The sequence below is a fragment of the Dokdonella sp. genome, from assembly GCF_035703485.1.
Taxonomy (GTDB): Bacteria; Pseudomonadota; Gammaproteobacteria; order Xanthomonadales; family Rhodanobacteraceae; genus Dokdonella.
Genome location: NZ_DASSYD010000058.1, coordinates 1 through 23,788 on the forward strand (window position 1 = coordinate 1; position 23,788 = coordinate 23,788).

A 23,788-nucleotide genomic window follows, 5' to 3' on the forward strand; every position below is an offset into this window, starting at 1 on the left:
CTTGAAGCGACTGCATGGATGCAGGAGGTAGAGCAACGCAGGAGCAGTTGCCGACACGGCCAGTGCATCTGCGCCAGCGCGCCGCGATCTGCACGCAGACAGGCGTCGTGACGATTGCGCCACTTGATCAGCGTTGCCCTAGCAATCCCGCTTTACCTGACGATTGTGCGACTTGATCAGCGTTGCCTTGGCACTACCCGGCTTTGCCGTGCGACTGTATTTCATGGCCCGATCAATTCCGATGCCGGTTTTGCCTTCTTTCGACGGCGCTCCGGGCTTGAGCGGAAGGTGCGCGGATCCGGATTTGGAAGCTCAGAAGACCTCGTCGAAGCCAACCTCCCCTTGCACACCCACCTGATACGCCGACACGCGACGCTCGAAGAAATTGGTCACTTCCTGAACATCCTGCAGTTGCATGAAATCAAACGGATTACTCGCGCCGTAATGGCGTGGCATGCCGAGCTGGGCGAAGCGCTGGTCGGCGCAGTATTCGAGGTATTGGCGCATTTCCCTTGCCGAGATGCCGGCGACGCCGCCACCGAGCACATCGTCGGCAAATGCGGTCTCGCACTGGATGGCCTCTTCCAGCATGTCGACTACCTGGGCTTGCATTTCGGCATCGAAGAGATCGGGCTCTTCTTCGCGCACCGTGCGGATCGTCTCGAAAGCAAAAGCCATGTGGCAGCTTTCGTCACGGAACACCCAGTTGGTGCCGGATGCGAGCCCATGCAGCAAACCGCGCGAGCGCAGGAAGTACACATAAGCAAATGCGGCAAAGAAGAACAAACCCTCGATGCAGGCGGCGAAACAGATCAGGTTGAGCAGAAACTGGCGGCGCTGGACCCGCGTTTCGATCCGCTTCATCTCTTCAATCGAATCAATCCACTTGAAGCAGAACTCGGCCTTGCGTCGGATCGACGGAATATTCTCGATTGCCGCGAACGCCTTGTTGCGCTCATCCGGATCGGGCAGATAGGTATCGAGCAAGGTCAGGTAAAATTGCACATGCAAGGCTTCTTCGTAAAGCTGGCGCGATAGATACATGCGCGCCTCGGGCGCATTGATGTGTGTGTACAGATTCAACACGAGGTTGTTCGAGACGATGGAATCGCCGGTTGCGAAGAATGCGATCAGGCGATTGATCAGATGGCGTTCGGCCGGTGTCATTTTCGATTTCAGGTCGTTGACGTCCGGGGCGAAATCGACTTCCTCGACCGTCCAGGTATTGCGGATCGCCGCCCGATACATTTCGTAGAAAGCCGGATAGCGCATCGGTCGCAAGGTCAGCTCGAAACCGGGGTCGAGCAAATGTTGCTTCTTGAATGGGGGTTGTGCGGACATGGTTTGATCTCTCTTCTGCTTTTTCGCGCAACGGGCCAGGGCGCAGCGAATATCTGCACGGATATTCCGCGCGGATTCCACTTGACCCGTTGCAGCGAGATCCTGGGCGCGGCTTCAGCCACGGTATTTTTCTGCGCTGGCAGTGCTCGTCACTGACACGACTCGCAATATTCGGGGTTCTCCAGCGAGCACACGACCGCGCTACCTGCATCGCGCTCCGACGTTGCAACCGGCATCTGCGTTTCGACAGCACCAATCGTGGTCTTGGCTATTCGTGTCGCGGGTCGTGAGCGCAAGTAGTACGTTGTTTTGATGCCGGCTTTCCAGGCATACATATACATCGACGACAAGCGACCGATATTCGGGTTTTCCTGGAACAAGTTCAGTGATTGGCTTTGATCGATGTAGGCGCCACGTGCGGTGGCGTGATCGATCAAGGCTTTTTGCGGCTGCTCCCAGACCGTTCGATAGATCGTGCGCAGACGTTGCGGAATCGCTTCGATGCCCTGGATCGAGCCTTCGGCCAGCTTGATCGCATCACGGATGCTGTCCGTCCACAAACCCAGCGTCTTGAGCTCTTCAACCAGGTATCGGTTGATGACGAGAAAGTCGCCGGAGAGGGTCTCGCGCTTGAACAAGTTGGATATCTGCGGCTCGATGCATTCGTAGCAGCCGGCGATCGAGGCGATGGTGGCGGTCGGCGCGATCGCGATCAGCAGGGAATTGCGCAGTCCGCTGGATTTGATGCGTTCGCGCAGTTCGTCCCAGCGCGCAGATGAAATCGTCTGGGTCGACTGCGGCCAGTGATCAAATTGCAGTTCGCCGCGGGCGGCACGTGTTTCGTCAAATCCCGGGTGTGCACCGAGTTCGTCGGCCAGATCAGCGGACTGAGTCAGTGCATGGAAATAGATGTGCTCGGCAATCTTTGCCGAAAGCGCCTCGGCTTCTTTCGAGTCGAAAGCCAGGCGCAGCTGGAAAAACACATCCTGCAGACCCATGACGCCAAGGCCGACGGGTCGCCATTTGTGGTTCGCCGTGGCCGCGCTCTGGATCGGGTAAAAATTCAGATCGATGACCCGATCCAGTTGGCGCACGGCAATCGCGACGGTACTGGCGAGCTTGTCGAAATCAATTGCACCGTCACTGACATGACGCGACAGATTGATCGAACCGAGATTGCACACGGCGGTTTCAGGCTCCGATGTCACCTCAAGAATCTCGGTACACAGGTTGGAAAGATGGATGACGTTTGCGGCACTGGCGGTCTGGTTCGAGGTCGCGTTGCAACGATCCTTGAAAGTCATCCAGCCATTGCCGGTGTGAGCGAGCGTGCGCAGCATGCGTGCGTAGAGGTCACGGGCCTTGATCGTGTTCGCGGCCAGCCCATCCGATTCCGCCTGGCGATAGGCCTGATCAAATGCCTCGCCCCACAGATCGACCAATTGCGGTACCCGCTTCGGGTCGAATAGTGACCAGTTGCCATCGGCCTCGACACGGCGCATGAATTCATCAGGAATCCAGTTGGCCAGATTCAGATTGTGCGTACGTCGGGCATCGTCGCCGGTGTTGTCGCGCAGTTCGAGAAACTCCTCGATATCGGCGTGCCAGCTTTCCAGATACACGCACGCCGCGCCTTTGCGCTTGCCGCCTTGATTGACTGCGGCAACCGACGCGTCCAGCGTTTTCAGCCACGGCACGAGTCCGTTGGAATGCCCGTTGGTGCCTTTGATCAGCGAGCCGCGCGAGCGCACGCGCGAATACGAGAGACCGATGCCTCCGGCAAACTTGCTGAGCTTGGCGACGTCGGCGTATTTGTCGTAGATGCTTTCCAGCGAATCGAGCGGGGAATCGAGCAGAAAACACGAGGAAAGCTGTTCGTGGGTGGTGCCTGAGTTGAACAACGAGGGCGAGCTCGGAATGTATTCGAGCGAGGACAGCAGGCGATACAGATCGAGCGTCTCGGTAAGGGAGTTTCCGCCAAGTGCGCAGGCGACGCGCATGAAGAAATACTGTGGCGTCTCGGTGACCTTGCGTTGCTCGGGATGACGCAAGAGATAGCGGTCGTACACGGTACGCAGGCCGAAGTACTCGAAGCGCCGTGATGCGAGCGGATCGATCGTGTCATTGAGCTTGCGCGCATTGAGAGCGACAAAATCGCGAAGGCGATCGTTGATGATGCCGAGCTCGGCACCGCGCGCGATCGATTGCGAGAACGACTGGATTTCCTGACCGGAGACTTCCTTGTCGATGTAGGACGCCAGCAATCTGGCGGCGAGAAAGCCGTATTCAGGTTCCTCGGCGGTCAGCGCGGCGGCGGTGCGGATCGACAGTTCATCGAGTTCGCGGGTGGTCGCCCCGTCAAAGATGCCGCCGATGGTTTTCAGGGCAACGCGCATCGGATCGACGGCGTGCAGATCCTCGGCGCTTCGCGTGACCGCTCGCACGATTTTGCCGAGATCGACAACTTCACTGCTGCCATTGCGCTTGGTCACGCGCATCTGGGTCGGACTGTGCGGTGCGGTCAAGGCAAAAGCGTCCGCCGCCGAAGGACAGGCGACCGATTGATGCGCCGGCGCCGAGGCGACAGCGGAAACGGTATTCATGGTGATTTCACTTGACGATGAAGAAACGGATTCGTTGGCGCTTTCAACAGCGGAATCGAATGGATGCATGATGGCCTCCCGTGCATAACCGATGGCCTGCTCCCGAGCGCAGGATTGATCGGACCGATTCCACGGAGTTGCGCCACGGAATCGATGCACGCGCGTCGATTCTGCGACGCGCTTCCCCGCGGAAGCGGCCACTTGCAGCGGGGTTGCAACCATCGGCGTTGTGCGTCTCATTGACCGAGACCGCCGGGCTGTCGTTGTGCGATTTGGCACAAACCCCGATGTGTCGGCAGGTTTTCGGACTCGTGGACACGGATCTTGCGATCCACCTTGCTCCATGGCTTCCCAGGCTGACGCCCAGTGCACTGGATGGAGTTCGTTTCCACTTACCGCTGCGGGGCAGTTCCGGTCTTGCACCGGATTCCCTTTTAACCCGGCCCCGATCGACTCTGAAAGTCGCCGAAGCGGGCACCGACAAACCACAAGCTATTGTGTCTGACCGCTCCGGTCAACCGAATATTTTGCGTTTTGGGGCTTGCTTTTTTTGATAGCCAGTAGCTTCGGGCATGGTGCGCTGGCAGCGTGCCGGGCTTTGTTGCTGGCGAGCCCGACAGGCGTCGGGGTCTCTGCCAAGGGTCAGGCGCTGCGGCGCAACGGCCGAACCTCATCGCGTTGTTCGATCATTTCGGCCTGATCGGGATTGCGCGCGTCTTCCTCATCCATCGCTGCGAGCACACTGTCGACAGCGCTCGGACCGCCGCCGAACAACTGGATTGCAGTGCGCGCCACCTGACGCGTGTCGTACCAGGCATACGCTCCGACCCCGACCGCGCCAATCACCGGCAACCAGCGTGAGATACCGCCACCGACAATGCGCTTGGTCACGCGCAACCCGATCGCCTGAGCCACACGCTCGAGAATACGTACCGGCACATCCTGCGCGATGACACGACCGCCAACACGGATAACCAGATCGCGCACGGCTTGCGCTGCCGCATGACGAAACAGGCAGTACATCATCTGCTCGCGATTGAGTCGCGCGTTGACGCCATAGGCCCCGGAAAGGTCAGCCACCAACTGCGCCTGAATACGCCAGATCGCGAGAAGCTCCGGACCAATGGTCAACCAGCCAAGCGGACCCGGCGGCAACGCCAGTGAACCGGCTGCAAGTGCCGCCCTGTTGGAGGCCGCCTTGGTCAGCTTTTGCACGCGCAACGCGGTGTTGTCACGCGGCGTCTCGCTGGTTTCCGGCACGCTGCTGAGAAAATTGAGCAAGTGTTGCGTGATCCGGCCGGCCATATCGGTTTCGGTTTCAGGCGCATTGCGACGCGCCGGGATATATTCAGATTTCATTTTCATGGGCTTCGCTGCGGATGGGTGGCAGTGAGGATTGCAGAGACATGCAATCTTGACGCCATCGACGCAAAGTCAATGGTTTTTGAGCATAGCAACGTTGGCCTGAACCGAACTGTCGGCTTCAGCGGGTCAGCATCTTCGTCACGAAATCGGCCAGCTTTGCGTATGGCGGGCGCAGCAAGGCCATCGACGACCAGCGCGCCTGATACATCACCGGCATCTGCTTGGAAAATGTCAAGAACCCGGCATGGCCATGATAGTGGCCCATTCCCGAAGGACCGACACCTCCGAATGGCAAGTTGCTCTGGGCTATGTGCAAGACACAGTCGTTGACGGTGACGCCGCCGGCCAGGGTCGATTGGAGCACGCGGCGCGTGCGTTTGGCGTCGTTGTCGAAATGGTAGAAAGCGAGCGGCCTGGGTCGTGAATTGACGAATTCGAGCGCTTCCTCGATGTTCGAATAGCCGATCACCGGCAGAACCGGACCGAAGATTTCTTCCTGCATGACACGCAGACCCGGGTCCGGGTTGACGATCAGGGTCGGCGCGAAGACTCGACGCTCGGCGTCGTGCGCCGCGGTGTCCGGAATCGTCTCGATCGTGGCACCCGCCTTGCGTGCTTCGTCGACCAGCATCTGCAACCGTTGATAATGACCATCGTGAATGATGCTGGTGTAGTCCGGGGTCGCTTTCAGATCAGGATAGTGTCGCGAAACATAGGCGCGCATCGCGCCAACAAACGCTTCACATTGATCGTTCGGTACGAGTACATAGTCGGGTGCGATGCAGGTTTGGCCGGCGTTCAACAACTTGCCGGCGGCGATACGCTGGGCGGCTGTGTCGATCGGATAACCCGGGGCGATGATGGCCGGAGATTTTCCACCGAGTTCCAGGGTCACCGGGGTCAGGTTCGGCGCGGCAGCAGCCATGACCTTGCGCCCGACCTCGGTCGAACCGGTAAAAAACAGATGATCAAACGGAAGCGCGGCGAAGCGCGCGGCGACATCCGGGCCGCCGAGTACGCTCGTCACGCGCTCGGCGGGAAACACTTCGGCGAGCAGGTCACGCAGCAATTCGGAGGTTCGCGGCGTGTGTTCCGATGGCTTCAACATGACGTGGTTGCCGGCCGCAATCGCCGTAACCAGCGGAATCAGGGCCAGATTGACCGGGTAGTTCCACGGCGAAATGATGCCAACCACACCAAGCGGACGGTATTGGATTTCAGTGCGTGCCGGCCAGAACAAGGCATCGGCAAGGCGATGCCGGGATCGTGACCAGCGCGCCAGGTGCTTGCGCATGTGGTCAATCTCATTGAGTACGGTCATGCCGTCGGTGAGCAGACTTTCGTGTTTCGAACGGCGACCAAAATCCGCACTCATGGCCGCGGCCAATTCGTCGAAGCGGCGTTTGAGCACTTCGCGCAACGCGCCAAGATCCCGCAGGCGTTGGGCCGGGGTCGGTTCACTGGCCTGCCAGGCCGCTTTTTGTCGGTTGAGCAGGGCGTCGAGGTCGATCGTTTCAGGTTTATCCATGACCCCTAGTCTAGGCCAACGCTGATTGAGTGGCACAACCGTCATGGCATCCAGCATCCGCCTTGCCGCAACGTCCTGACCAGGCATGCCTGGATTGGCCAGCGCATTTTCCAGTCGTGACGATCTGATCCGGGCACGAGCAGCGGGCGCATGCTAACTTTCCGTGATCGCAACCAGGGAATGTCCACATGTCGATTCGTCCTTACAACGGCGTATCCGCAACACTCGGCCTGAACGCCTACGTTGATCCCGACGCCGTGGTCATCGGTGATGTCGAACTTGAGGAAGATGCCTCGATCTGGCCTTGCGCAGTCGTGCGCGGCGACGTGCATCGGATTCGCATTGGCGCACGCAGCAATATCCAGGATGGGGCCGTGCTGCATGTGACCCACGACGGCCAGTACACGATGGGTGGGTTTCCGCTGCTGATCGGGGCCGACGTGACGATCGGACATGGTGCCGTGGTCCACGCCTGCTCCATTCAGGAAGCCTGTCTGATCGGCATGAATGCGACCGTGCTTGATGGTGCCCTGGTCAAGAAGCACAGCATGGTCGGTGCGGGCGCGATCGTCAGCCCGGGCAAGGTGGTCGGCGAGGGCGAGCTGTGGCTGGGCAATCCGGCGCGGTTCGTGCGCAAACTCGGCGATTCTGAAATCGAGAAGTTGTACTACTCGGCCAAGCACTACGTGAAGCTGAAGAATCACTATTTGACCGGTTGATCCGATGTCACGTTCCGGGAAGTTTGGCCAGCTCGATATCCTCTCGCCAGTCACCGCCGTGGTGTTCAGCGCCGTTTGCTGGCTGGTGTTCTCGAAGGTGTTCGGCGATCGCGATTCGGCTTCGCTACCTGCATTGACGCAGCACTTTCTAAGCGTTCAACCGTGGTGGCTTGTTGCCGGCGTGCTCGGCTTTGTCATCAGCGCATTGGCCAGGACGAGCAAACCGGCATCCCGCTGGAATCAGATTGGCCTGGCGTACTCACTCGCACTTGGCGCGTTCAGCGTGGTCAACATCGGTTGGGGCATCGTGGCGATGTATCAGCTGATCCTGGTACCGGTGAATATTTGACAGGTTGTTGAAGTGGATCGCTCAGGATGGCAGCGTCTGATATTCGAGCCGCTGCAGGATTTCCATCGCCTCACTCGCATTGGCGCCGCACATTTCCGGTTCGGGTCGAAGCTGGCGACAGACGGCAGGCCGGTCGACATGACCGAAAATCGCGCACGCATTGTCTTCGGTCAGCTGGATGCAGCGCACGCCGGCCGGTTTGCCCTGCGGCATGCCCGGGATCGGCGAGGAAATCGACGGCGCGATGCAGCAGGCGCCGCAGCCGCTTCGACACTCAGAGAGGGCGTTCAATCTTCGGCATCGCCGGGCAGATAGGCACGCAACTCGGCGTAGATCGAATCCGTTGCAGGACGTTTGCCATGCCAGATCTCGAATGCCTCGGCGGCCTGCTCGACAAGCATGCCGAGTCCGTCGATGGCATGTCCGGCGCCGACACTTCGCGCCCAGGCGAGAAAACCGAATGAGGCGCTGCCGTAGGAAAGGTCGTAGCAGATCGCTCGCGATGCGAGCAACGACGATGGCAGGGCCAGTGAGATATTGTCGTGGCCAGCCGAGGTGGCGTTGATGACCAGATCAAATCCGCCCCAATTGCCGAGATCATTCCAATAGCGGGTATTCACGCGTTCGGGGTCGCCGATGGCATCAGCCAGCGAGTCGGCATGCTCGGGGGTGCGATTGGAAATGGTCAATTCAGAGACGCCGGCATCGAGCAGGGCGAAGGCGACCGCGCGGGCGGCACCACCTGCGCCGAGCAGCAGCGTCCTGCGGCCACGAACGTAGAGCCGATGACGGCCCGTGATGTCGCGTATCAGGCCAGCACCATCGGTACTTTCACCGTGCCAGCCCTCGCCACGACGAACCAGCGTATTGACGCTATCGGCGCGGCGCGCACGCTCACTGACGGAAAGGCAGAGTCGCGCGGCGTGCTGTTTGAGCGGCAAGGTCACATTTGCACCGCAACCGCCACGTGCGGCAAACGCCGCCAGGGCACCGACAAATTCCTCGGCGGAAGCTTCTATGGGTTGGTAGTCCAGCGCGATCGAGCGCTGGCGTGCGAAGGCGGCATGAATACGCGGCGAAAGCGAATGTGCGACAGGTTGTCCGAATACGGCATACAGGCCAGGATCTCCTTGCGTATGGGTCACCTGTGCGGTTCCCTCTTCGATAGTCTGCATCGATTGACTCCGGAAATTTACTGAAAGGTCGACGTTGGTCTGGCCCATTCTCGACGATGCGAGATGATTGCGCAGGGCATTGGATTCACACGATTTTCTTGTTGGTGGTCACGATAGTTGAATGAACGAAATGTCGCGGGATTTCAACAAAGATGCAAGGACGCGCGCAATTCATCGATAGTCCGCACTCCGTTCAGTCTGCGCGCAACCAGCGCGCCGCATCAATGGCGTAGTAGCTGAGGATGGCATCGGCACCGGCGCGCTTGATCGCGGTCAGGGATTCGAGCACGACGGCACGCTCGTCAAGCCAGCCGTTCTGCGCTGCTGCTTTCAGCATCGCGTACTCACCGCTGACCTGGTAGACAAAGGTCGGCATGCCGAAGTGATCCTTGACCCGACGCACGATATCGAGATACGGCAAACCCGGTTTGACCATGACCATGTCGGCACCCTCGGCGATATCGAGCTCGACCTCGCGCAAGGCTTCATCACTGTTGCCAACATCCATCTGATAGGTGTGTTTGTCGCCGTTGCCGAGATTGCCTGATGAACCCACGGCATCGCGGAAGGGGCCGTAGAAGGCCGATGCATACTTCGCCGAATAGCTGAGGATGCGCGTATGCACATGTCCGTCATCTTCGAGTGCGCTGCGGATTGCCCCGATTCTGCCGTCCATCATGTCCGACGGTGCGACGATGTCGAATCCCGCTTCGGCCTGGGCCAGGGCCATGCGGATCAAGGCCTCGATGGTGGCATCGTTGAGCACATAGCCACGGTCATCAATGATGCCGTCCTGGCCGTGCGTCGTGTACGGATCGAGAGCCACATCACCGATCAGACCCAGTTGCGGATGGCGTGCCTTGAGGGCGCGGGCAGCTCGTTGAAACAGGCCCTGCGGGTTCCACGCTTCGGCGCCATTGAGGCTTTTGTGTTCGATATCGACCGAGGGGAACAAGGCCAGCGCCGGAATGCCGAGGGCAACGCATTCATCGGCCAGATCAATGAGATGATTGATCGAGAGGCGCTCGACGCCGGGCATTGAGGCTACCGCTTCACGGCGATCTTCGCCATCGATGACGAAGGCGACCATGATCAGATCACTGCAATTGAGCGTGGTTTCGCGCATCAGCGCTCGCGAGAATGCGTCGCGGCGCATGCGACGCATGCGGGTGTGCGGAAAAGTCATGGTGCTGCTCGTTGTCAGGATTGCCCACAGTGTAATGAAACTTGTTGGCGTACCGAAGCCGGACTGACAACGGGCGGCCATCAGTGGAGCTTCGGCCTTGCAAAGAGAAACGTGTACTGATCTGATGTCGCGGCGCCGCAGCGGGAGCTTTGTGCGGCGATGAACACTGTTGCTTCCGGGTTGACAGGTGTTGCAGCGCGCTGGCAGCTCCAATGTGGTATTTCGTACTTGGCTCGCTGATGTACCGCCAGGGTTGAAGCACTACACTAGGTTTCCCCGTTTTCAGTCGAGGCCCCCTTGAGCGGAATTCTGCTAGTCGAGCGTTCGACCACACTGAATCATTTGTTGCGCCGAACCCTGGCCGCCGCATCACTTCCGGTGCGTGCCGAAATTGGCAACTACCTCGAAGCGCTGGATCATCTGCGCCGGATCGGCAGCTCGGCTGGCGGCGACCCGCCGTATTCGCTGGCCATTATCGGTGCCCCGGCTCGTCCGACTCGCGAATATCAGGCCCTGCTCGAATTTACCCGCGATGCACCGGCCGCACCGCCGACTCTGCTGATGGCCCATGAGGAGACAGCTGAAGTCCGCAACTGGGCGGATGCCTCGCTACGCGGGCGCTTGCTGCTGTGGTCACAATTTGGCCGCATCCCGAGCAGCGTGATTGAACTTGCTCCGGACGAATTTGCTGAGGAATCCGCGGAAAAGGGATCCGCCGAACGCGTTCGTATTCTGTTTGTCGACGATTCCAAGAGTGTCTGCCGGGCCTATAGTGATCTGCTTGAGCGCAACGGCTATGCCGTGGATGTCGCCGCCTCCATCGCCGAAGCCGACAAACTGGCGGCGGAAAACCCCTACGATCTGGTCGTGGTTGATTATTTTCTGCCCGACGGCAGTGGCGACGAGTTGTGCAAGCGTCTGAGTGAGCGCAAGGACCCGCCGATTCTGGCCGTGATCACCGGCAGCTACCGCGAGGACATCATCCGTCGCTGTCTGCAGGCCGGGGCCAGCGATTGCATGTTCAAGAACGAGGCCCGTGAATTGTTTCTGGCCCGCATCGGCACACTCGCGCGCACCGTCGAGATGCGCCGCTCGGCGGAAATCGACCGCGAACAGCTCGATGGCATTCTCGGTTCCGTCGGCGACGGCGTGCTCGGCGTCGATGGCGATGGCCGCATCAGCTTCGTCAACCCGACCGGCCTGCGCATGCTCGGCTACGCTGACGACAACGATCTGGTCGGCCTGCTCGCCCAGGCTGCCGTACATCCACAGGAATCACCGCGCAGTTCCCCATTGAGTCGCGCCTATGCCGATGGCGTGCCGGTACACCAGGTTGAAACCATGTTTCGCCGTCGCGATGGCAGTGGCGTGCCGGTGGAATACACCGTGCTGCCACTGGCGGCCAACCGGCACGCGCCGGGTGCCGTCGTGGTTTTTCGCGATATTGCCGAGCGCCGGACCGCCGAACGCCTGCGCTGGGAACTCAGTCATGACCCGCTGACCGGCCTGGCCAATGCGCGACATCTTCGACAACGGCTGGTCAGTGAACTTGCGCGCTTGCGTGATCGTGGCGGCTACTCGGCACTTATCCATGTCGAGATCGATCGTGAGGACGAAGACTCGCCGCCGCGCGGCGACGAATTGTTGCGCACCGTAGCGCATGCGCTCGCCCACCGCTTGCGCGAAGGTGATGTGCTCGCCCGCGGCGAAGGTGACAGCTTTCTGCTTTTGCTTGCCCAGGTCCAGGTCGACAACATTGACGTACTGGTCGACAGCTTCAAGCACTTGCTGGCCGAGCGCGAATACCGTGTCGGCGATGCCCGTCATCGCATCCATGCGCGAGTCGGTGCCGAGCTGCTGAGTCCACGCACGGTCAGTGCCGATGAAGCCCTTGAGCGGGCACGTGCGGCGACGCGAGTTGACGGCAAGGTTGTCGATGCGCCTGCATCCGAGAATCCGGTCGAATTCGCCGCCGCATCCGAAGCCCCACCGACAACGGTCCGCGGACCGAGCGAACGCCTGCGCCAGGCACTGGAGCAGGCGCGTTTCGTCATCCTCGTGCAACCCGTCGTGGCCACATCGAGTCTGCCGACGACAACTGCACGCGTGGCCCAAAGCATCGGCTGGCAACTTGGGCGAAATGTCGAGGACCCACTGTTTGTCGTGCAGCTACGCATGGTCGGCAAGGATGGCCAATTGGTCTTGCCGCGTGCATTCATTCCGCTCGCCGAACGCGTCGGAATGGTGCAGCGAATTGATCTGTGGATGGTCAACAGTCTGCTTTTGCAACTGGCCAGTGCGCCGACCCGGCAAACGCCACTTGGATTGATCGTGCGGCTGTCCCCGGCCACCCTGGCCGATCCGGAATCGCTGGAAACCATCGAGAAGGCCATCGTCAGCAACGGCGTACCGGCCGATCGATTGATTTTCGAGATCCGCGACAATCCCGAGCTGGCCAACCTGCCCGCCGCACTGCATTTCATCACCCGCCTGCACGCGATCGGCTGCCGTTTCGTGCTCAATGGTGTCGACGCAGAAGGTGGATTGATGGCGCATCTGCAGGCACAGCGTCTGCCCGGCGATCTGGTCCGTATCGACCGCAGCGTGATTCAGCGTGTTGTCGAAAAGGAGCATGATCGTGAAGTTGTGCGCTCGATTGCCGAGCTGGCCCATTCGCTGGACATGCGTGTGATCGCTGGCGAGGTCAATGATCAGGCAACCCTGAACGTGCTTCGCGAAGCCGGGGTCGATTACCTGCAGGGCAAGCAGATCGGCGATGCACGCCTGATCAAGCGCGTTGATTTTGCGAGTTTGATGAAGCCGGGATGAGGTGAATTGGCAGATTTCTGTCAGTCTCTGTGCCTGCCGTTTGATCACAACTTTCGATATCGATTCGGTGTTCCGCAATACAATCAGGGTCGGCCTCTGCTGCGCTAAAGCAAGTTCGCAATTCTTCGATTCTTGTTGATTTTTACGCCGCGCAATTGGATGTGAAAAGCCTTCAAATGACCTGGCATTCGACTGCTGAGACACGCCCGGGGCGGCGATTGGCCAGAATTTCGTTCAGGCGAAATACCGCGCGAAGATTTCAATGGCATGTGCGATCGCCGCGTCGTCAATGTCGAGATGAGTAACCAGGCGCACGCTCGGCAGATAGCCAATACTGGCGCGAACACCGTTCTCAGTCAGATATCGATCGAGCTCACGCAGGTGCTCCTTCGGTACATCAATGAAAACCATGTTGGTGTTGCAGGCCTCGACCCTGATCGCCGGGATCGCGCGTAAACCGCTGGCCAGCGTTTGCGCTCGCGTGTGATCTTCTGCCAATCGATCCACATGATGATCCAGTGCATGCAAGCCGGCGGCGGCAAGAATGCCGGATTGACGCATGCCGCCACCAAGCATCTTGCGCCAGCGTTTTGCTTTCGCGATCAGCGTTCCAGAACCAACCAGGACCGAACCCACCGGTGCGCCGAGGCCCTTCGACAAGCAGATCGACACGGTGTCGAACGGCGCGGCCAGTTCCTTCGCCGAGCGGCCACTGGCGACCACGGCATTGAACAAGCGCGCGCCATCCAGATGCACGCCGAGTTCATGTCCGCGCGCCCAGCGGGCCGCTTCCTGCACATAGTCTTGCGCGAGGACACGACCGTGCCAGGTGTTCTCGAGGGCGAGCAGACGGGTTCGCGCGAAGTGGAGATCATCGGGCTTGAGCGATTTTTCCAGGATCTCCAGCGGCAGGCTGCCATCAGCCGCATTGATGATTGGCTGTGGCTGGATAGAGCCGAGTACCGCCGCACCGCCGCTCTCATACTTGTAGGTGTGCGCTTCCATGCCGACCAGATATTCGTCACCACGCTGGCAATGCGAAAGCAGGGCGACCAGATTCGCCTGCGTGCCACTGGGCACGAACAGACCCTGCTCGAAGCCGAGGTCGTCGGCAAGTCGCTGTTCCAGTGCGCTTGTCGTCGGGTCCTCGCCGTAGACATCATCTCCGACCTCAGCCGCCGCCACCGCCGCACGCATTGCCGCAGTTGGCTGGGTCACGGTGTCGCTGCGCAGATCAATCGGATTCATACTGACCGGGCTCACGTTGGCAAACGGCGATTTTAGCCTGCCTGGCATGCGGCGGTTTGAGCGCGCATGTTTCACCGATCGCTCGTGTTTGGGCCAGAATGCACAGCGGGGTCAGAAGCCTCTGAATCCTGAATTGGTGCGTTGACGCAGATACGTCCAGGAATTCGACTACGGTCGCAAAGAATCGAGGCTGAGCGGCGATGCACGGACAACAACTGGCGATTATCGGCATTTTGCTGGCGACGATGGGCCTGTTCCTGTGGGGGCGTCTGCGCCACGATGTGGTCGCACTGGCCTCCTTGCTGTTCTGCGTGGTCGTTGGCTTGATTCCGCAGCGCGAGGCATTTTCCGGGTTTGGTCATCCGGCGGTGATCACCGTCGCCTGCGTGCTTGTACTCGGTGCAGGGTTGCAGGCGTCGGGCGCGGTCAATCTGCTGGTTCGTCGATTGTTGCCGAGTTCCGCCGGCCCGACGTTGAGCATTCTTTCCCTGATCGGCCTGGCCGCCGCGTTGTCGGGCTTCATGAACAATGTCGGCGCACTGGCCTTGTTGATGCCGGTCGCCTTGCAGATTGCGGCACGCCAGGGCTTGCCGCCCGGCAAGCTGCTGATGCCGCTGGCCTTTGGATCGATTCTCGGTGGCATGACAACGCTGATCGGCACCCCGCCGAATCTGATCGTGTCCGACTATCGCGCCAGCACCGGACAAGGTGCTTTTTCGATGTTCGACTTTGCCCCGGTCGGCGTCGCGGTTGCGGTGGTCGGTGTGCTCTTTGTCGGACTGATCGGCTGGCGCATGGTACCGGCGCGCAAGAAGGCGACCGCCGATCGATTCGATAGCGGCCTGTATTTCAGCGAAGTGCGCATTGGCGAGGACAGCAAGGCGGCTGATCGCAGTATTGCCGAGGTTGACAAATTACTCGATGAAGCCGACGCGCAGATCGTCGCCCTCGTCCGTGGCGAGTTGCGTTTGTCGGCACCGAGTCGGCGCCGCATCCTGCGTGCCGGCGATATTCTGGTTATCGAAGTGGAGCCCGATTCGCTTGCCGTTGCGCTGTCCGGCCTGGGCGTCAAGTTCGAGGAAGACGTCCCGGCATCGGGCAAGGCCGAGACGAACCAGGCTAGCGCAAAGACCGAGGACGCAGTCGAGCCGGCACGGAAGGACGCGGAGGAATCGACGTCTGCGGACGAGACGAAGGATGTGCGGCCGGTTGAAGTCTTGCTGCGTGAATACGTGGCCACGGTCAATTCGGATTTCATCAATCGCTCGGCTTCGGATATCCAGCTGAGATCACGTTTCGGCATCAACTTGCTGGCCATATCGCGACAAGGCAATCGATCCGTCCGCCGTCTGCGCTCGACTGCCGTGGAAGCGGGCGATGTGCTCTTGCTGCAGGGCTCGGCCGAAGCATTGTCGGGTTTTGCCTCCCAGTACGGCTGCTTGCCACTGGCCCCGCGCGACATCAGCGTGCCGCGCAAAGGTCAGGCTCTGGCGGCGGTCCTGATCATGGCCGCGACCATCGCGACAACCAGTTTCGGTCTGTTGCCGGCGGCGGTGGCATTCGCCATTGGTGCGCTGGTTTTCGTGCTGTTCGAGTTGTTGCCATTGCGCTCGATCTACACCTCGATCGACTGGTCCGTGATTGTTTTGCTCGCCGCGATGCTGCCGGTTGCCGATGTGGTCGGAAGCAGTGGCACGGCTGATTTGGTGGCTCAGTTTCTGATCAATCACGCGAGTTTTGGCCATGCCGTGGTTGCTCTGGTGATTCTGCTGGTGGTGACCATGTTTCTCTCCGACCTCATGAACAACGCCGCGACCGCCGCGGTCATGTGCCCGATCGCGCTGAGCACGGCGACCCAGCTCGGGGCCAACCCGGATGCGTTTCTGATGGCCATTGCAATTGGCTCGTCGTGTGCCTTCCTGACCCCGATCGGACATCAGAACAACACCTTGATCCTTGGGCCGGGCGGCTTCGGCTTCGGGGACTTCTGGCGTCTCGGCCTGGTTGTGGAGCTGATCGTGGTTGCCGTCGGCGTGCCGATGATCCTGTGGGTGTGGCCAATCTGAATTTGCTCCGGAATGCGCCTGATCGGCAATCGGCATCTGTAGCCGCGGCGCCCACTCGGCTAGACTTGAACGATGAAAATCGCAACGTGGAACGTCAATTCGCTGAACGTGCGCTTGCCGCACGTCGAACAATGGTGCGCACAAGCACAACCAGACTTGGTCGGCCTCCAGGAAACCAAGATGGAGGATGCCAAATTTCCGCGTGCCGCGATCGAGGCGCTTGGCTACGAGGTCGCGTTCTCGGGGCAAAAGACCTACAACGGCGTCGCCTTGCTCGCCAGACAGCCAATCCATGACGTGGTCACTGATGTGCCGGGTCTTGATGATCCGCAGCGGCGGATCTTCATCGCCACAGTTGGCGAGATGCGCGTGGCCAACCTGTATGTCGTCAACGGCCAGGCCGTCGGCAGCGAGAAATACGCCTACAAGCTCAACTGGCTGGACAAGATCACGCGTTTCCTGGATGGCGAACTGCGCAACGATCCGCGCCTGATCGTGATGGGTGATTTCAATATCGCTCCGGATGATCGGGATGTTCATGACCCTGCGGCCTGGCACGAGAAAATTCTCTGCTCGACGCCCGAGCGTGATGCGCTCAGACGCCTGCTTGATCTCGGCCTGATCGACAGCTTTCGACAATTTGACGAGTCGCCCGGCAAATACAGCTGGTGGGACTACCGCCAGGCCGGATTCCGTCGCGATCTCGGTTTGCGCATTGATCTCGTGCTCGCCAGCGCGGCGCTGATGGAGCGTGCGGCGGCCGCGAGTATCGATCGCGAACCGCGCACCTGGGAGCGACCATCCGATCACACTCCGGCCTTGCTGGAGCTTGCCGATGTCTGAATCCGATTGGCCTTCTTCGCTGGCCGACAGCGAGCTCGAAGAACTTGACCAGTATCTGCGTGCGCATCGCGGCGACGACCATCTGCTGCTCGATGGCGTGCATGGCTTGTTGACCTCGTTGGCAATCGGTCCGTCACCGGCGACTCCCGAGGAGTGGCTGCCCGAGGTTTTGCATGAACCGTTCGTCGATCTGGAGGAGGGTGAGCGCATCCTGACCTTGCTCGCCCGACTCAACGATTCGGTGTCCCTGGAAATCGAGACTGGCGCCTACGAACCCATACTCGGCGAAATTGATACCGATGACGGTGGCAGCGCATTCACATCGCGCGGCTGGTGCGAGGGTTTCAGTCGCGGCATCGATCTGCGCGCGGCAGCCTGGGAATCACGTCTCGGCCAGGATTCCGACCTCATGCAATATCTCGGTCCGATTATCGCCTTGTCGATCGAAGACGAGGTTTTTGACAGCGATGCCGAATTTGCCGCGTTGACCGATGAGGAATACGACGAGTGTCTGGCACGCATTCCCGAATCGATCGATGCGGTCGCCGGCTACTGGCGTGAAAACCCGGCCAGCCAGGATGAGCACGTGCGTCAACGCGAAGGTGAGCCGCCACGACCACCGCGTCGGCGTGGCGGGCGCTGGGTGCACTGACACAGGCTGCTAGCCCGGACTATTCATGAATTGTCCACGCCCTCGCTTGTCCATTGAATCCACCCGCCTTTTCGCTCACTCGGCGATGGTTCCTGCTCTGGCTTCAATTGCAAATGGCCGCGTGAATCCAATGTCCTGCGCGATCATCGCGCGTATTCACGAATAATCCGGGCTAGCAACGATAGCCGTCACCACCGCGTCCCTTGACCTCGTAGAGCATGCAGTCGGTTTCGCTGTACCAGACCGCCCAGTCGCTGGTTTCCTCACACAGCCTTGCGCCGATGCTGACGCTGACCTTGAGTGCGTCGCAGCCTGGAAAGCGCAGGGCTCGTACCGCGTTGACGACCTGGGTGGCGCGTGATTCCAGTTCCTCTTCACCGGTAACCTGGGTCAACAAGGCAAATTCGTCACCGCCAAGTCGACACGGCAGATCACACGGAGAGGCCGCGTTTTGGACTTCTTCACCGATCGCGCGCAGGACCTGATCACCGACCAGATGACCACAGCGATCATTGATCTGCTTGAAACGGTCGATATCGATCAGCAGCAAGCCGAGTTCGGTACCCTGCAGCCGGGAATGTGCAAGCTGTTCGAGATACATGTACAAACCGCGGCGATTGCACAATCCGGTCAGCTCGTCTGTCCTTACCAGCCGTTGCGCCGTGCTCAGTTGCGTCTGGGTCTGGCGCAGTGAGTCCAGGGTGACCATCAGATCTTCGTTGCGTCGCTTCAGGCTCGAAATCAATTGCTGTTCGCTGGCGACCAGGTACGAAAACGACCGGCGCATGAACTGTGCGAGCAGACGTGGCTCGGTTTCGAGCAGGCGATCGTAGGCTTGCTGTTCAATCACGTGCATGATCGTGCTGGTCGTGGCGACCGCATTGGCGACGCGGGTATGGTCACCGATGAACAAGGTCAGTTCGCCGAAGAATTCGCGTGGCCCGATGAGCTTGTCCGGCATGCCATCGCCGAACTCCAGGCGGATCTGTCCGCTTTCCACGACGAACATGCTGCGGCCAAGTTCGCCACGTCGGAAAATGACTTCCCCGGAATTTACTTCGCGACGCTCGCTGGCAGTGACAAACAAGGCCAGTTCACGTTCGGAAAGTTCCCTCGGCAGCAAAGGCGCCCGCGGGCGATGGCTGAACGCACCGATTGGCGTGATTTTGCTCGCAACAGGATTGTTCGACAAAGCCGCCCCCTTTGCTGCTGGACACAATGGCTGATCTTAACCCACGCAAGACGTCTTGAGAGTGACTTTCGCCACATGCAGAGTGATTTTACGGTTGCGATGCTATTGCGACCTGCCAACCCCACTGGCCAGGGACGGGTACCGAACAACAGCCGGTTCCCGCGCAGCGCCGACTTCGGAACACCCCAACCTGGTTCCCCACCAGGAGATCCCAAACCCCGCCATTCCGTTGTCGGCGCATCGCGCGGCGGTTGGCGCAGGCGGTAAGTTCGCCCGCGCCGGGATTGGGTCGCAATGTCCGCAGGTCAGGCGACCTTGATGGCCCCGGAGAATTGCTCTTCTTCGGTCGAACCGCTCAGGGCCGTGGTCGATGACTGACCCTGCTGAATGGCCTGGGTAACCTGATCGAAATAGCCTGTACCCACTTCACGCTGATGCTTGACCGCCGTGAAGCCGCGCTCGGCGGCGGCGAATTCGGCTTCCTGGAGCTCCACGAAGGCGCTCATCTGGTTGCGCGCGTAGCCATGGGCGAGATTGAACATCGAATAGTTCAGAGCGTGGAAGCCGGCCAGGGTGATGAACTGGAACTTGTAACCGTACTTGGCAATTTCCTTCTGGAATTTGGCAATCGTGACGTCGTCGAGGTTCTTCTTCCAGTTGAACGAGGGTGAACAGTTGTAGGCGAGCATCTTGCCCGGAAACTTGGCGTGGATTGCTTCGGCGAACTTGCGCGCAAACTCGAGATCAGGCTTGCCGGTTTCGCACCAGACCAGATCGGCATACGGCGCGTAGGCAAGTCCACGGCTGATCGCCTGATCGAGGCCGTTGTTGGTCTTGTAGAAACCTTCGACCGTGCGCTCGCCGGTCATGAACGGCGTGTCGTTGGCATCAATGTCGCTGGTCAGCAGATCGGCCGCTTCGGCATCGGTGCGGGCGACGATCAGGGTCGGCACATCCATGACGTCGGCAGCGAGCCGTGCCGCGTTGAGCTTGTCGATGGCTTCGCGCGTTGGTACCAGTACCTTGCCGCCCATGTGACCGCACTTCTTGACCGAAGCCAGCTGATCTTCGAAATGGACGCCAGCCGCGCCGGCTTCGATCATCGCCTTCATCAATTCGAACGCGTTCAGCACGCCGCCAAAACCGGCTTCGGCATCGGCGACGATCGGCTGCAGGTAGTCGACCGAATCATTGCCTTCGGCATGATTGAGCTGATCAGCGCGCAGCAGGCAGTTGTTGATGCGCTTGACCACGGCCGGCACCGAATCAGCCGGATACAGGGATTGATCGGGATACATCTGTCCTGCCAGATTGGCATCGGCGGCAACCTGCCAGCCGGATAGGTAGATAGCCTTCAAGCCGGCCTTGACCTGCTGCATGGCCTGGTTGCCGGTGAGTGCGCCGAGTGCATTGACGAAGGGCTCGCCATGCAGGCTGCTCCAGAGTTTTTCCGCGCCGAGCCTGGCCAGCGAATGTTCGATATGCACGCTGCCCCGCAGGCGCACGACATCTTCGGCTGAATAGTTGCGCTTGATCCCGCTCCAGCGCGGATTGCTGGCCCAGTCCTGGGAAAGTTCGGCGGCACTTTGCATCGTGGTCTTGCTCATGGCTTGCTCCTGGTGGATCGGGTCGGGTTCTGTTCTGAGAAATTGGGGGTGGCGTTGGCGCGTCGGCGTTCAGGAAAGTCGTGCATAGGCCGGCAAGGTCAGAAACTCGACCAGTTGCTTGGCGTGGGTCAGCTCACCGAGCATGGCGATGGCTTCGGCGATGCGTTGCTGTCCGGGCAGGCCACTCTGTGGCAGTCGCGCAGCGCAACCATCGAGAACCGCATCGAACAAGGTGAAATCAATTGCCTTGCCGTCGTCCAGGGTCAGGCCGTCGTGATGCAGCCATTGCCAGAGTTGGGCGCGCGAAATCTCGGCGGTCGCCGCGTCTTCCATCAGATGATGGATTGGCACGCAACCGAGGCCGTCGAGCCAGGCGGCCAGATAGCGGACGCAGACATCGACATTGTTTTCAAAGCCACCGCGGCTGATCGTGCCTACAGGTGGAACGAGAAGATCTTCGGCGCCCACCTCGACATCCTCGCGCAGACGATCGAGCTGGTTGGGGCCGCTCAGGACCTTGTCGAATTCTTCGAGCGCAACCGGGATCAAGCCCGGATGAGCGACCCAGGTGCCATCGTGGCCGGCCTGGGCTTCGCGCTGCTTGTCGCTGCGTACGCGTTCGAGTGCCGCCTTGTTCGCGGCTTCATCGTTGCTGATTGGTATCTGTGCGGCCATGCCGCCCATGGCGAATGCGCCGCGGCGATGACAGGTCTTGATCAGGAGTTCGCTGTAGGCCTTGAGGAACGGCGCAGTCATGCCGACCTGGGCTCGCTCCGGCAGGACATGGTCGCGGCGCGCCCTGAATGTCTTGATGTAGGAAAAGATGTAGTCCCAGCGCCCGCAATTGAGGCCGACGATGCGGCTGCGCAGGGCCCAGAGGATTTCATCCATCTCGAATGCGGCGGGCAAGGTTTCAATAAGCACGGTGACCTTGATTGTTCCGGCACTCAGACCGAGTGTGGACTCGGCTTGGGCGATGACCGCATCCCACAGTGCGGCCTCGTGGTGACTCTCGATTTTTGGCAGATACAGGAACGGTCCGCGGCCCCTCGCCTGAAGGGCGGTTGCGTTGTGGAAAACGAACAGGGCGAAATCGAACAGCGATCCGGCGACTTCCGCACCATCGACGGTCATGTGCTTCTCGTCGAGATGCCAGCCACGCGGTCGAACGATGAGCACGGCCGGATCCGGTTTGAGTGTGTATTTGCGCCCGTCGGGCGACTGGAAATCAATGCTGCCAGCAACCGCATCCGCGAGATTGATCTGGCCATCGATGAGATTGTCCCAGGTTGGCGAAGTCGAATCCTCGAAGTCGGCCATGAACACCCGGGCGTCGGAATTCAGGGCATTGATGATCATCTTGCGGTCAACCGGACCGGTGATCTCAATGCGCCGATCGAGCAGAACATCGGGAATCGGTGCAACCTTCCAGTCACCCGAGCGGATCGATTCAGTGGCATCGAGAAATTCCGGTGATTCACCGGCATCGAAGCGCGTCTGCCGATGCACGCGCGCTGCCAGCAAGGCGCGGCGCTCGCTATCGAAGCGTCGATGCAAGGCGGCGACGAAGCTCAACGCCTCACTGCTGAGGATGCGGGGATTGCGTTCAGCCTTGAGGGCAATGCCGGCCGGTATCGGGTTGGGATGCGATGCGTGATCGGGTGGGTTAGACATGGTGATACCGTTTCAGCGGGTTTCCAGCCTAGCGCCTTCCATTTACATTTGACAAAACGAATGTTTCAATGCAACACATTGGGTTTGTTGATAGATAATCCAAACCAATGAATTCGCTTGATTTTTATTGTTGGTCACGGTTGATTCCATGGTGCAGCGCGACAAAAAAATTTCATCGAAGAATCGAGCTGCGACCGGCAAAACGGAGAATTCGTCGCCGCGCTTTTACTACAAGGGCAGTCGGCTCAAGCAACTTCGCGCGTTCTGCTACGCGGTGAAATACGGCACGTTGACCCGTGCGGCAGAGGCACTATTCCTGTCCCAGCCCTCGGTCAGCCTGCAACTGAGCGCACTCGAAGCCGAATTGGCTTGCACGCTTGTCGAGCGACGGCGGCGGCGAATTACCCTGACCTCGGAAGGCCAGACCCTCTACGAACTGGCGCGGCCACTGGTCGAAGGTCTGGAGGGACTCGACGATCTTTTCGCGCAGACTCGGGGGGCAGGTCGATCCACCCTCGATATCGCCTGCGGCAATTCGACGATCCAGTATCTCCTGCCCGACATGGTGGCTGCGTTTCGCAGTCAGCACGACAAGGTTCACATGAATCTGCACAACGTGACCGGCACCGATGGTCTGGCATTGTTGCGTTCAGACGAGGTCGATTTCGCGGTTGGTTCCATGGTCGATGTGCCGATCGATCTATCCTATGAAACGCTCTATCACTTCGACCCGTTGTTGATCATGCCGCTTGATCATGCGTTGGCCGACAAGCCGGAGATTACGCTTGAAGATCTGTCGCCGTTTGGCCTGATCCTGCCGCCAAAGCGATTGACCACCTACCGTCTGGTGGATCTGGTTTTCCAGAAGCGCAAGGTGCCTTATCACGTCGCCATCGAGGTGGGCGGTTGGGAAGTGATCAAACAGTACGTGGCCATGGGCCTCGGCATTTCCATCGTAACCGGCATGTGCATCAGCGAGACAGACCGCGAACGTCTTGCCGTTCGCAATTTGCGTGCGTATTTTCCGCAACGCAGCTATGGCGTGGTCATGCGCAAGGGCAAGGTACTCAGCGCCGAGGCGCGGGCATTCATCGATCTGATTCGACCTGGTTTGTTCCCGCGTCAGGACTGGTTTTGAGCAAGCGGCGGAAACCACCTCTTTCTGCTCTCAACGGGTTGTTGAAATCTCGGCTCGCCCACACTCCCCTCGGGTAATTCAACACTCTTTCAGGGCAGACGGTACGACCGGCAGCTATCCACCGATCAATGGCCTGCCGCTGGACGGTGCAACTCTGCTAGTTTTGTCCGGGTGAGGGTGACGCCAATGGGTCATGCTCTGGTTTTTGCTATCGGGGATGAAGATGACACGCTGGATCATGATCGGGATAACGCTGCTGGGATTGATCATGGC

At 59.8% G+C, this 23,788-nt stretch carries 18 protein-coding genes and 1 riboswitch; of the genes, 7 read left to right on the plus strand and 11 right to left on the minus strand.

What is annotated here, in order from left to right; all coding sequences use genetic code 11:
• Positions 1–312: 312 nt before the first annotated feature.
• The 4 genes from VFN25_RS04450 to VFN25_RS04465 all read right to left on the minus strand — a co-directional run bounded on the left by VFN25_RS04450 (position 313) and on the right by VFN25_RS04465 (position 6,837).
• Positions 313–1,341: a ribonucleotide-diphosphate reductase subunit beta gene (locus VFN25_RS04450; protein ID WP_325139248.1), complete on the minus strand. Its 1,029-nt coding sequence runs from the start codon at positions 1,339–1,341 to the stop codon at positions 313–315.
• A 149-nt stretch (positions 1,342–1,490) separates the two neighbouring features.
• A complete protein-coding gene (locus tag VFN25_RS04455; protein ID WP_325139250.1) occupies positions 1,491–3,944 on the minus strand; it encodes a ribonucleoside-diphosphate reductase subunit alpha in 2,454 nt (817 codons plus the stop codon).
• A 277-nt stretch (positions 3,945–4,221) separates the two neighbouring features.
• A riboswitch (cobalamin riboswitch) is annotated at positions 4,222–4,441 on the minus strand.
• A gap of 145 nt (positions 4,442–4,586) precedes the next feature.
• Positions 4,587–5,309 carry a hypothetical protein gene (locus VFN25_RS04460; RefSeq protein ID WP_325139253.1) on the minus strand — a complete coding sequence of 241 codons (723 nt, stop codon included), beginning with the start codon at positions 5,307–5,309 and terminating at the stop codon, positions 4,587–4,589.
• A 118-nt stretch (positions 5,310–5,427) separates the two neighbouring features.
• The gene (locus VFN25_RS04465) at positions 5,428–6,837 is read right to left on the minus strand and encodes a coniferyl aldehyde dehydrogenase (protein WP_325139254.1); all 1,410 of its coding nucleotides are present in this window, start codon (positions 6,835–6,837) and stop codon (positions 5,428–5,430) included.
• 188 nt (positions 6,838–7,025) lie between these two features.
• Here VFN25_RS04465 and VFN25_RS04470 point away from each other — a divergent pair, with 188 nt between their 5' ends.
• Complete coding sequence (locus VFN25_RS04470; RefSeq protein ID WP_325139256.1) at positions 7,026–7,556, plus strand: gamma carbonic anhydrase family protein; 531 nt, start codon at positions 7,026–7,028, stop codon at positions 7,554–7,556.
• 4 nt (positions 7,557–7,560) lie between these two features.
• On the plus strand, positions 7,561–7,905 hold the full coding sequence (locus VFN25_RS04475; protein ID WP_325139258.1) for a hypothetical protein: 345 nt from the start codon (positions 7,561–7,563) through the stop codon (positions 7,903–7,905).
• Between the two features lie 21 nt (positions 7,906–7,926).
• On the opposite strand, the gene VFN25_RS04480 is transcribed toward VFN25_RS04475, so the two are convergent.
• From VFN25_RS04480 to hemB, 3 genes are all read right to left on the minus strand, one after another.
• Complete coding sequence (locus VFN25_RS04480) at positions 7,927–8,196, minus strand: YkgJ family cysteine cluster protein (protein ID WP_325139260.1); 270 nt, start codon at positions 8,194–8,196, stop codon at positions 7,927–7,929.
• The gene (gene aroE, locus VFN25_RS04485; RefSeq protein WP_325139262.1) at positions 8,193–9,080 is read right to left on the minus strand and encodes a shikimate dehydrogenase; all 888 of its coding nucleotides are present in this window, start codon (positions 9,078–9,080) and stop codon (positions 8,193–8,195) included. Before aroE ends, VFN25_RS04480 begins: the two co-directional genes overlap by 4 nt.
• A gap of 193 nt (positions 9,081–9,273) precedes the next feature.
• Positions 9,274–10,266: a porphobilinogen synthase gene (gene hemB, locus VFN25_RS04490; protein WP_325139263.1), complete on the minus strand. Its 993-nt coding sequence runs from the start codon at positions 10,264–10,266 to the stop codon at positions 9,274–9,276.
• A 297-nt stretch (positions 10,267–10,563) separates the two neighbouring features.
• Between hemB and VFN25_RS04495 the strand changes: the two genes are divergently transcribed.
• A complete protein-coding gene (locus VFN25_RS04495; RefSeq protein ID WP_325139265.1) occupies positions 10,564–13,095 on the plus strand; it encodes an EAL domain-containing protein in 2,532 nt (843 codons plus the stop codon).
• Positions 13,096–13,329: 234 nt separating this feature from the next.
• Here VFN25_RS04495 and ltaE read toward each other — a convergent pair whose 3' ends face one another.
• Positions 13,330–14,343: a low-specificity L-threonine aldolase gene (gene ltaE, locus VFN25_RS04500; protein WP_325139283.1), complete on the minus strand. Its 1,014-nt coding sequence runs from the start codon at positions 14,341–14,343 to the stop codon at positions 13,330–13,332.
• A gap of 200 nt (positions 14,344–14,543) precedes the next feature.
• Here ltaE and VFN25_RS04505 point away from each other — a divergent pair, with 200 nt between their 5' ends.
• From VFN25_RS04505 to VFN25_RS04515, 3 genes are all read left to right on the plus strand, one after another.
• Positions 14,544–16,409 carry an SLC13 family permease gene (locus tag VFN25_RS04505; RefSeq protein ID WP_325139267.1) on the plus strand — a complete coding sequence of 622 codons (1,866 nt, stop codon included), beginning with the start codon at positions 14,544–14,546 and terminating at the stop codon, positions 16,407–16,409.
• A 72-nt stretch (positions 16,410–16,481) separates the two neighbouring features.
• Entirely contained in the window at positions 16,482–17,252 is a 771-nt protein-coding gene (gene xth / locus VFN25_RS04510; protein ID WP_325139270.1) for an exodeoxyribonuclease III, read from the plus strand.
• A complete protein-coding gene (locus VFN25_RS04515) occupies positions 17,245–17,904 on the plus strand; it encodes a YecA family protein (protein WP_325139272.1) in 660 nt (219 codons plus the stop codon). Before xth ends, VFN25_RS04515 begins: the two co-directional genes overlap by 8 nt.
• Positions 17,905–18,076: 172 nt before the next feature.
• Here VFN25_RS04515 and VFN25_RS04520 read toward each other — a convergent pair whose 3' ends face one another.
• The 3 genes from VFN25_RS04520 to aceB form a co-directional block, all read right to left on the minus strand.
• Positions 18,077–18,991 carry a GGDEF domain-containing protein gene (locus VFN25_RS04520; RefSeq protein WP_325139274.1) on the minus strand — a complete coding sequence of 305 codons (915 nt, stop codon included), beginning with the start codon at positions 18,989–18,991 and terminating at the stop codon, positions 18,077–18,079.
• A 410-nt stretch (positions 18,992–19,401) separates the two neighbouring features.
• The gene (gene aceA / locus VFN25_RS04525; RefSeq protein WP_325139276.1) at positions 19,402–20,703 is read right to left on the minus strand and encodes an isocitrate lyase; all 1,302 of its coding nucleotides are present in this window, start codon (positions 20,701–20,703) and stop codon (positions 19,402–19,404) included.
• 69 nt (positions 20,704–20,772) lie between these two features.
• Positions 20,773–22,377, minus strand: a complete 1,605-nt coding sequence (gene aceB, locus VFN25_RS04530; protein ID WP_325139278.1) for a malate synthase A — start codon at positions 22,375–22,377, stop codon at positions 20,773–20,775.
• Positions 22,378–22,525: 148 nt separating this feature from the next.
• Between aceB and VFN25_RS04535 the strand changes: the two genes are divergently transcribed.
• The gene (locus VFN25_RS04535; protein WP_325139280.1) at positions 22,526–23,515 is read left to right on the plus strand and encodes a LysR family transcriptional regulator; all 990 of its coding nucleotides are present in this window, start codon (positions 22,526–22,528) and stop codon (positions 23,513–23,515) included.
• The last annotated feature ends 273 nt before the right edge of the window (positions 23,516–23,788 follow it).

Excerpts from the sequence above, each read along its gene's own strand:
- VFN25_RS04450 (WP_325139248.1), bottom strand. The coding sequence starts at position 1,341 with ATGTCCGCACAACCCCCATTCAAGAAGCAACATTTGCTCGACCCCGGT.
- VFN25_RS04455 (WP_325139250.1), bottom strand. The coding sequence starts at position 3,944 with ATGAATACCGTTTCCGCTGTCGCCTCGGCGCCGGCGCATCAATCGGTC.
- VFN25_RS04460 (WP_325139253.1), bottom strand. The coding sequence starts at position 5,309 with ATGAAAATGAAATCTGAATATATCCCGGCGCGTCGCAATGCGCCTGAA.
- VFN25_RS04465 (WP_325139254.1), bottom strand. The coding sequence starts at position 6,837 with ATGGATAAACCTGAAACGATCGACCTCGACGCCCTGCTCAACCGACAA.
- VFN25_RS04470 (WP_325139256.1), top strand. The coding sequence starts at position 7,026 with ATGTCGATTCGTCCTTACAACGGCGTATCCGCAACACTCGGCCTGAAC.
- VFN25_RS04475 (WP_325139258.1), top strand. The coding sequence starts at position 7,561 with ATGTCACGTTCCGGGAAGTTTGGCCAGCTCGATATCCTCTCGCCAGTC.
- aroE (WP_325139262.1), bottom strand. The coding sequence starts at position 9,080 with ATGCAGACTATCGAAGAGGGAACCGCACAGGTGACCCATACGCAAGGA.
- hemB (WP_325139263.1), bottom strand. The coding sequence starts at position 10,266 with ATGACTTTTCCGCACACCCGCATGCGTCGCATGCGCCGCGACGCATTC.
- ltaE (WP_325139283.1), bottom strand. The coding sequence starts at position 14,343 with ATGAATCCGATTGATCTGCGCAGCGACACCGTGACCCAGCCAACTGCG.
- VFN25_RS04505 (WP_325139267.1), top strand. The coding sequence starts at position 14,544 with ATGCACGGACAACAACTGGCGATTATCGGCATTTTGCTGGCGACGATG.
- xth (WP_325139270.1), top strand. The coding sequence starts at position 16,482 with ATGAAAATCGCAACGTGGAACGTCAATTCGCTGAACGTGCGCTTGCCG.
- VFN25_RS04515 (WP_325139272.1), top strand. The coding sequence starts at position 17,245 with ATGTCTGAATCCGATTGGCCTTCTTCGCTGGCCGACAGCGAGCTCGAA.
- aceA (WP_325139276.1), bottom strand. The coding sequence starts at position 20,703 with ATGAGCAAGACCACGATGCAAAGTGCCGCCGAACTTTCCCAGGACTGG.
- aceB (WP_325139278.1), bottom strand. The coding sequence starts at position 22,377 with ATGTCTAACCCACCCGATCACGCATCGCATCCCAACCCGATACCGGCC.
- VFN25_RS04535 (WP_325139280.1), top strand. The coding sequence starts at position 22,526 with ATGGTGCAGCGCGACAAAAAAATTTCATCGAAGAATCGAGCTGCGACC.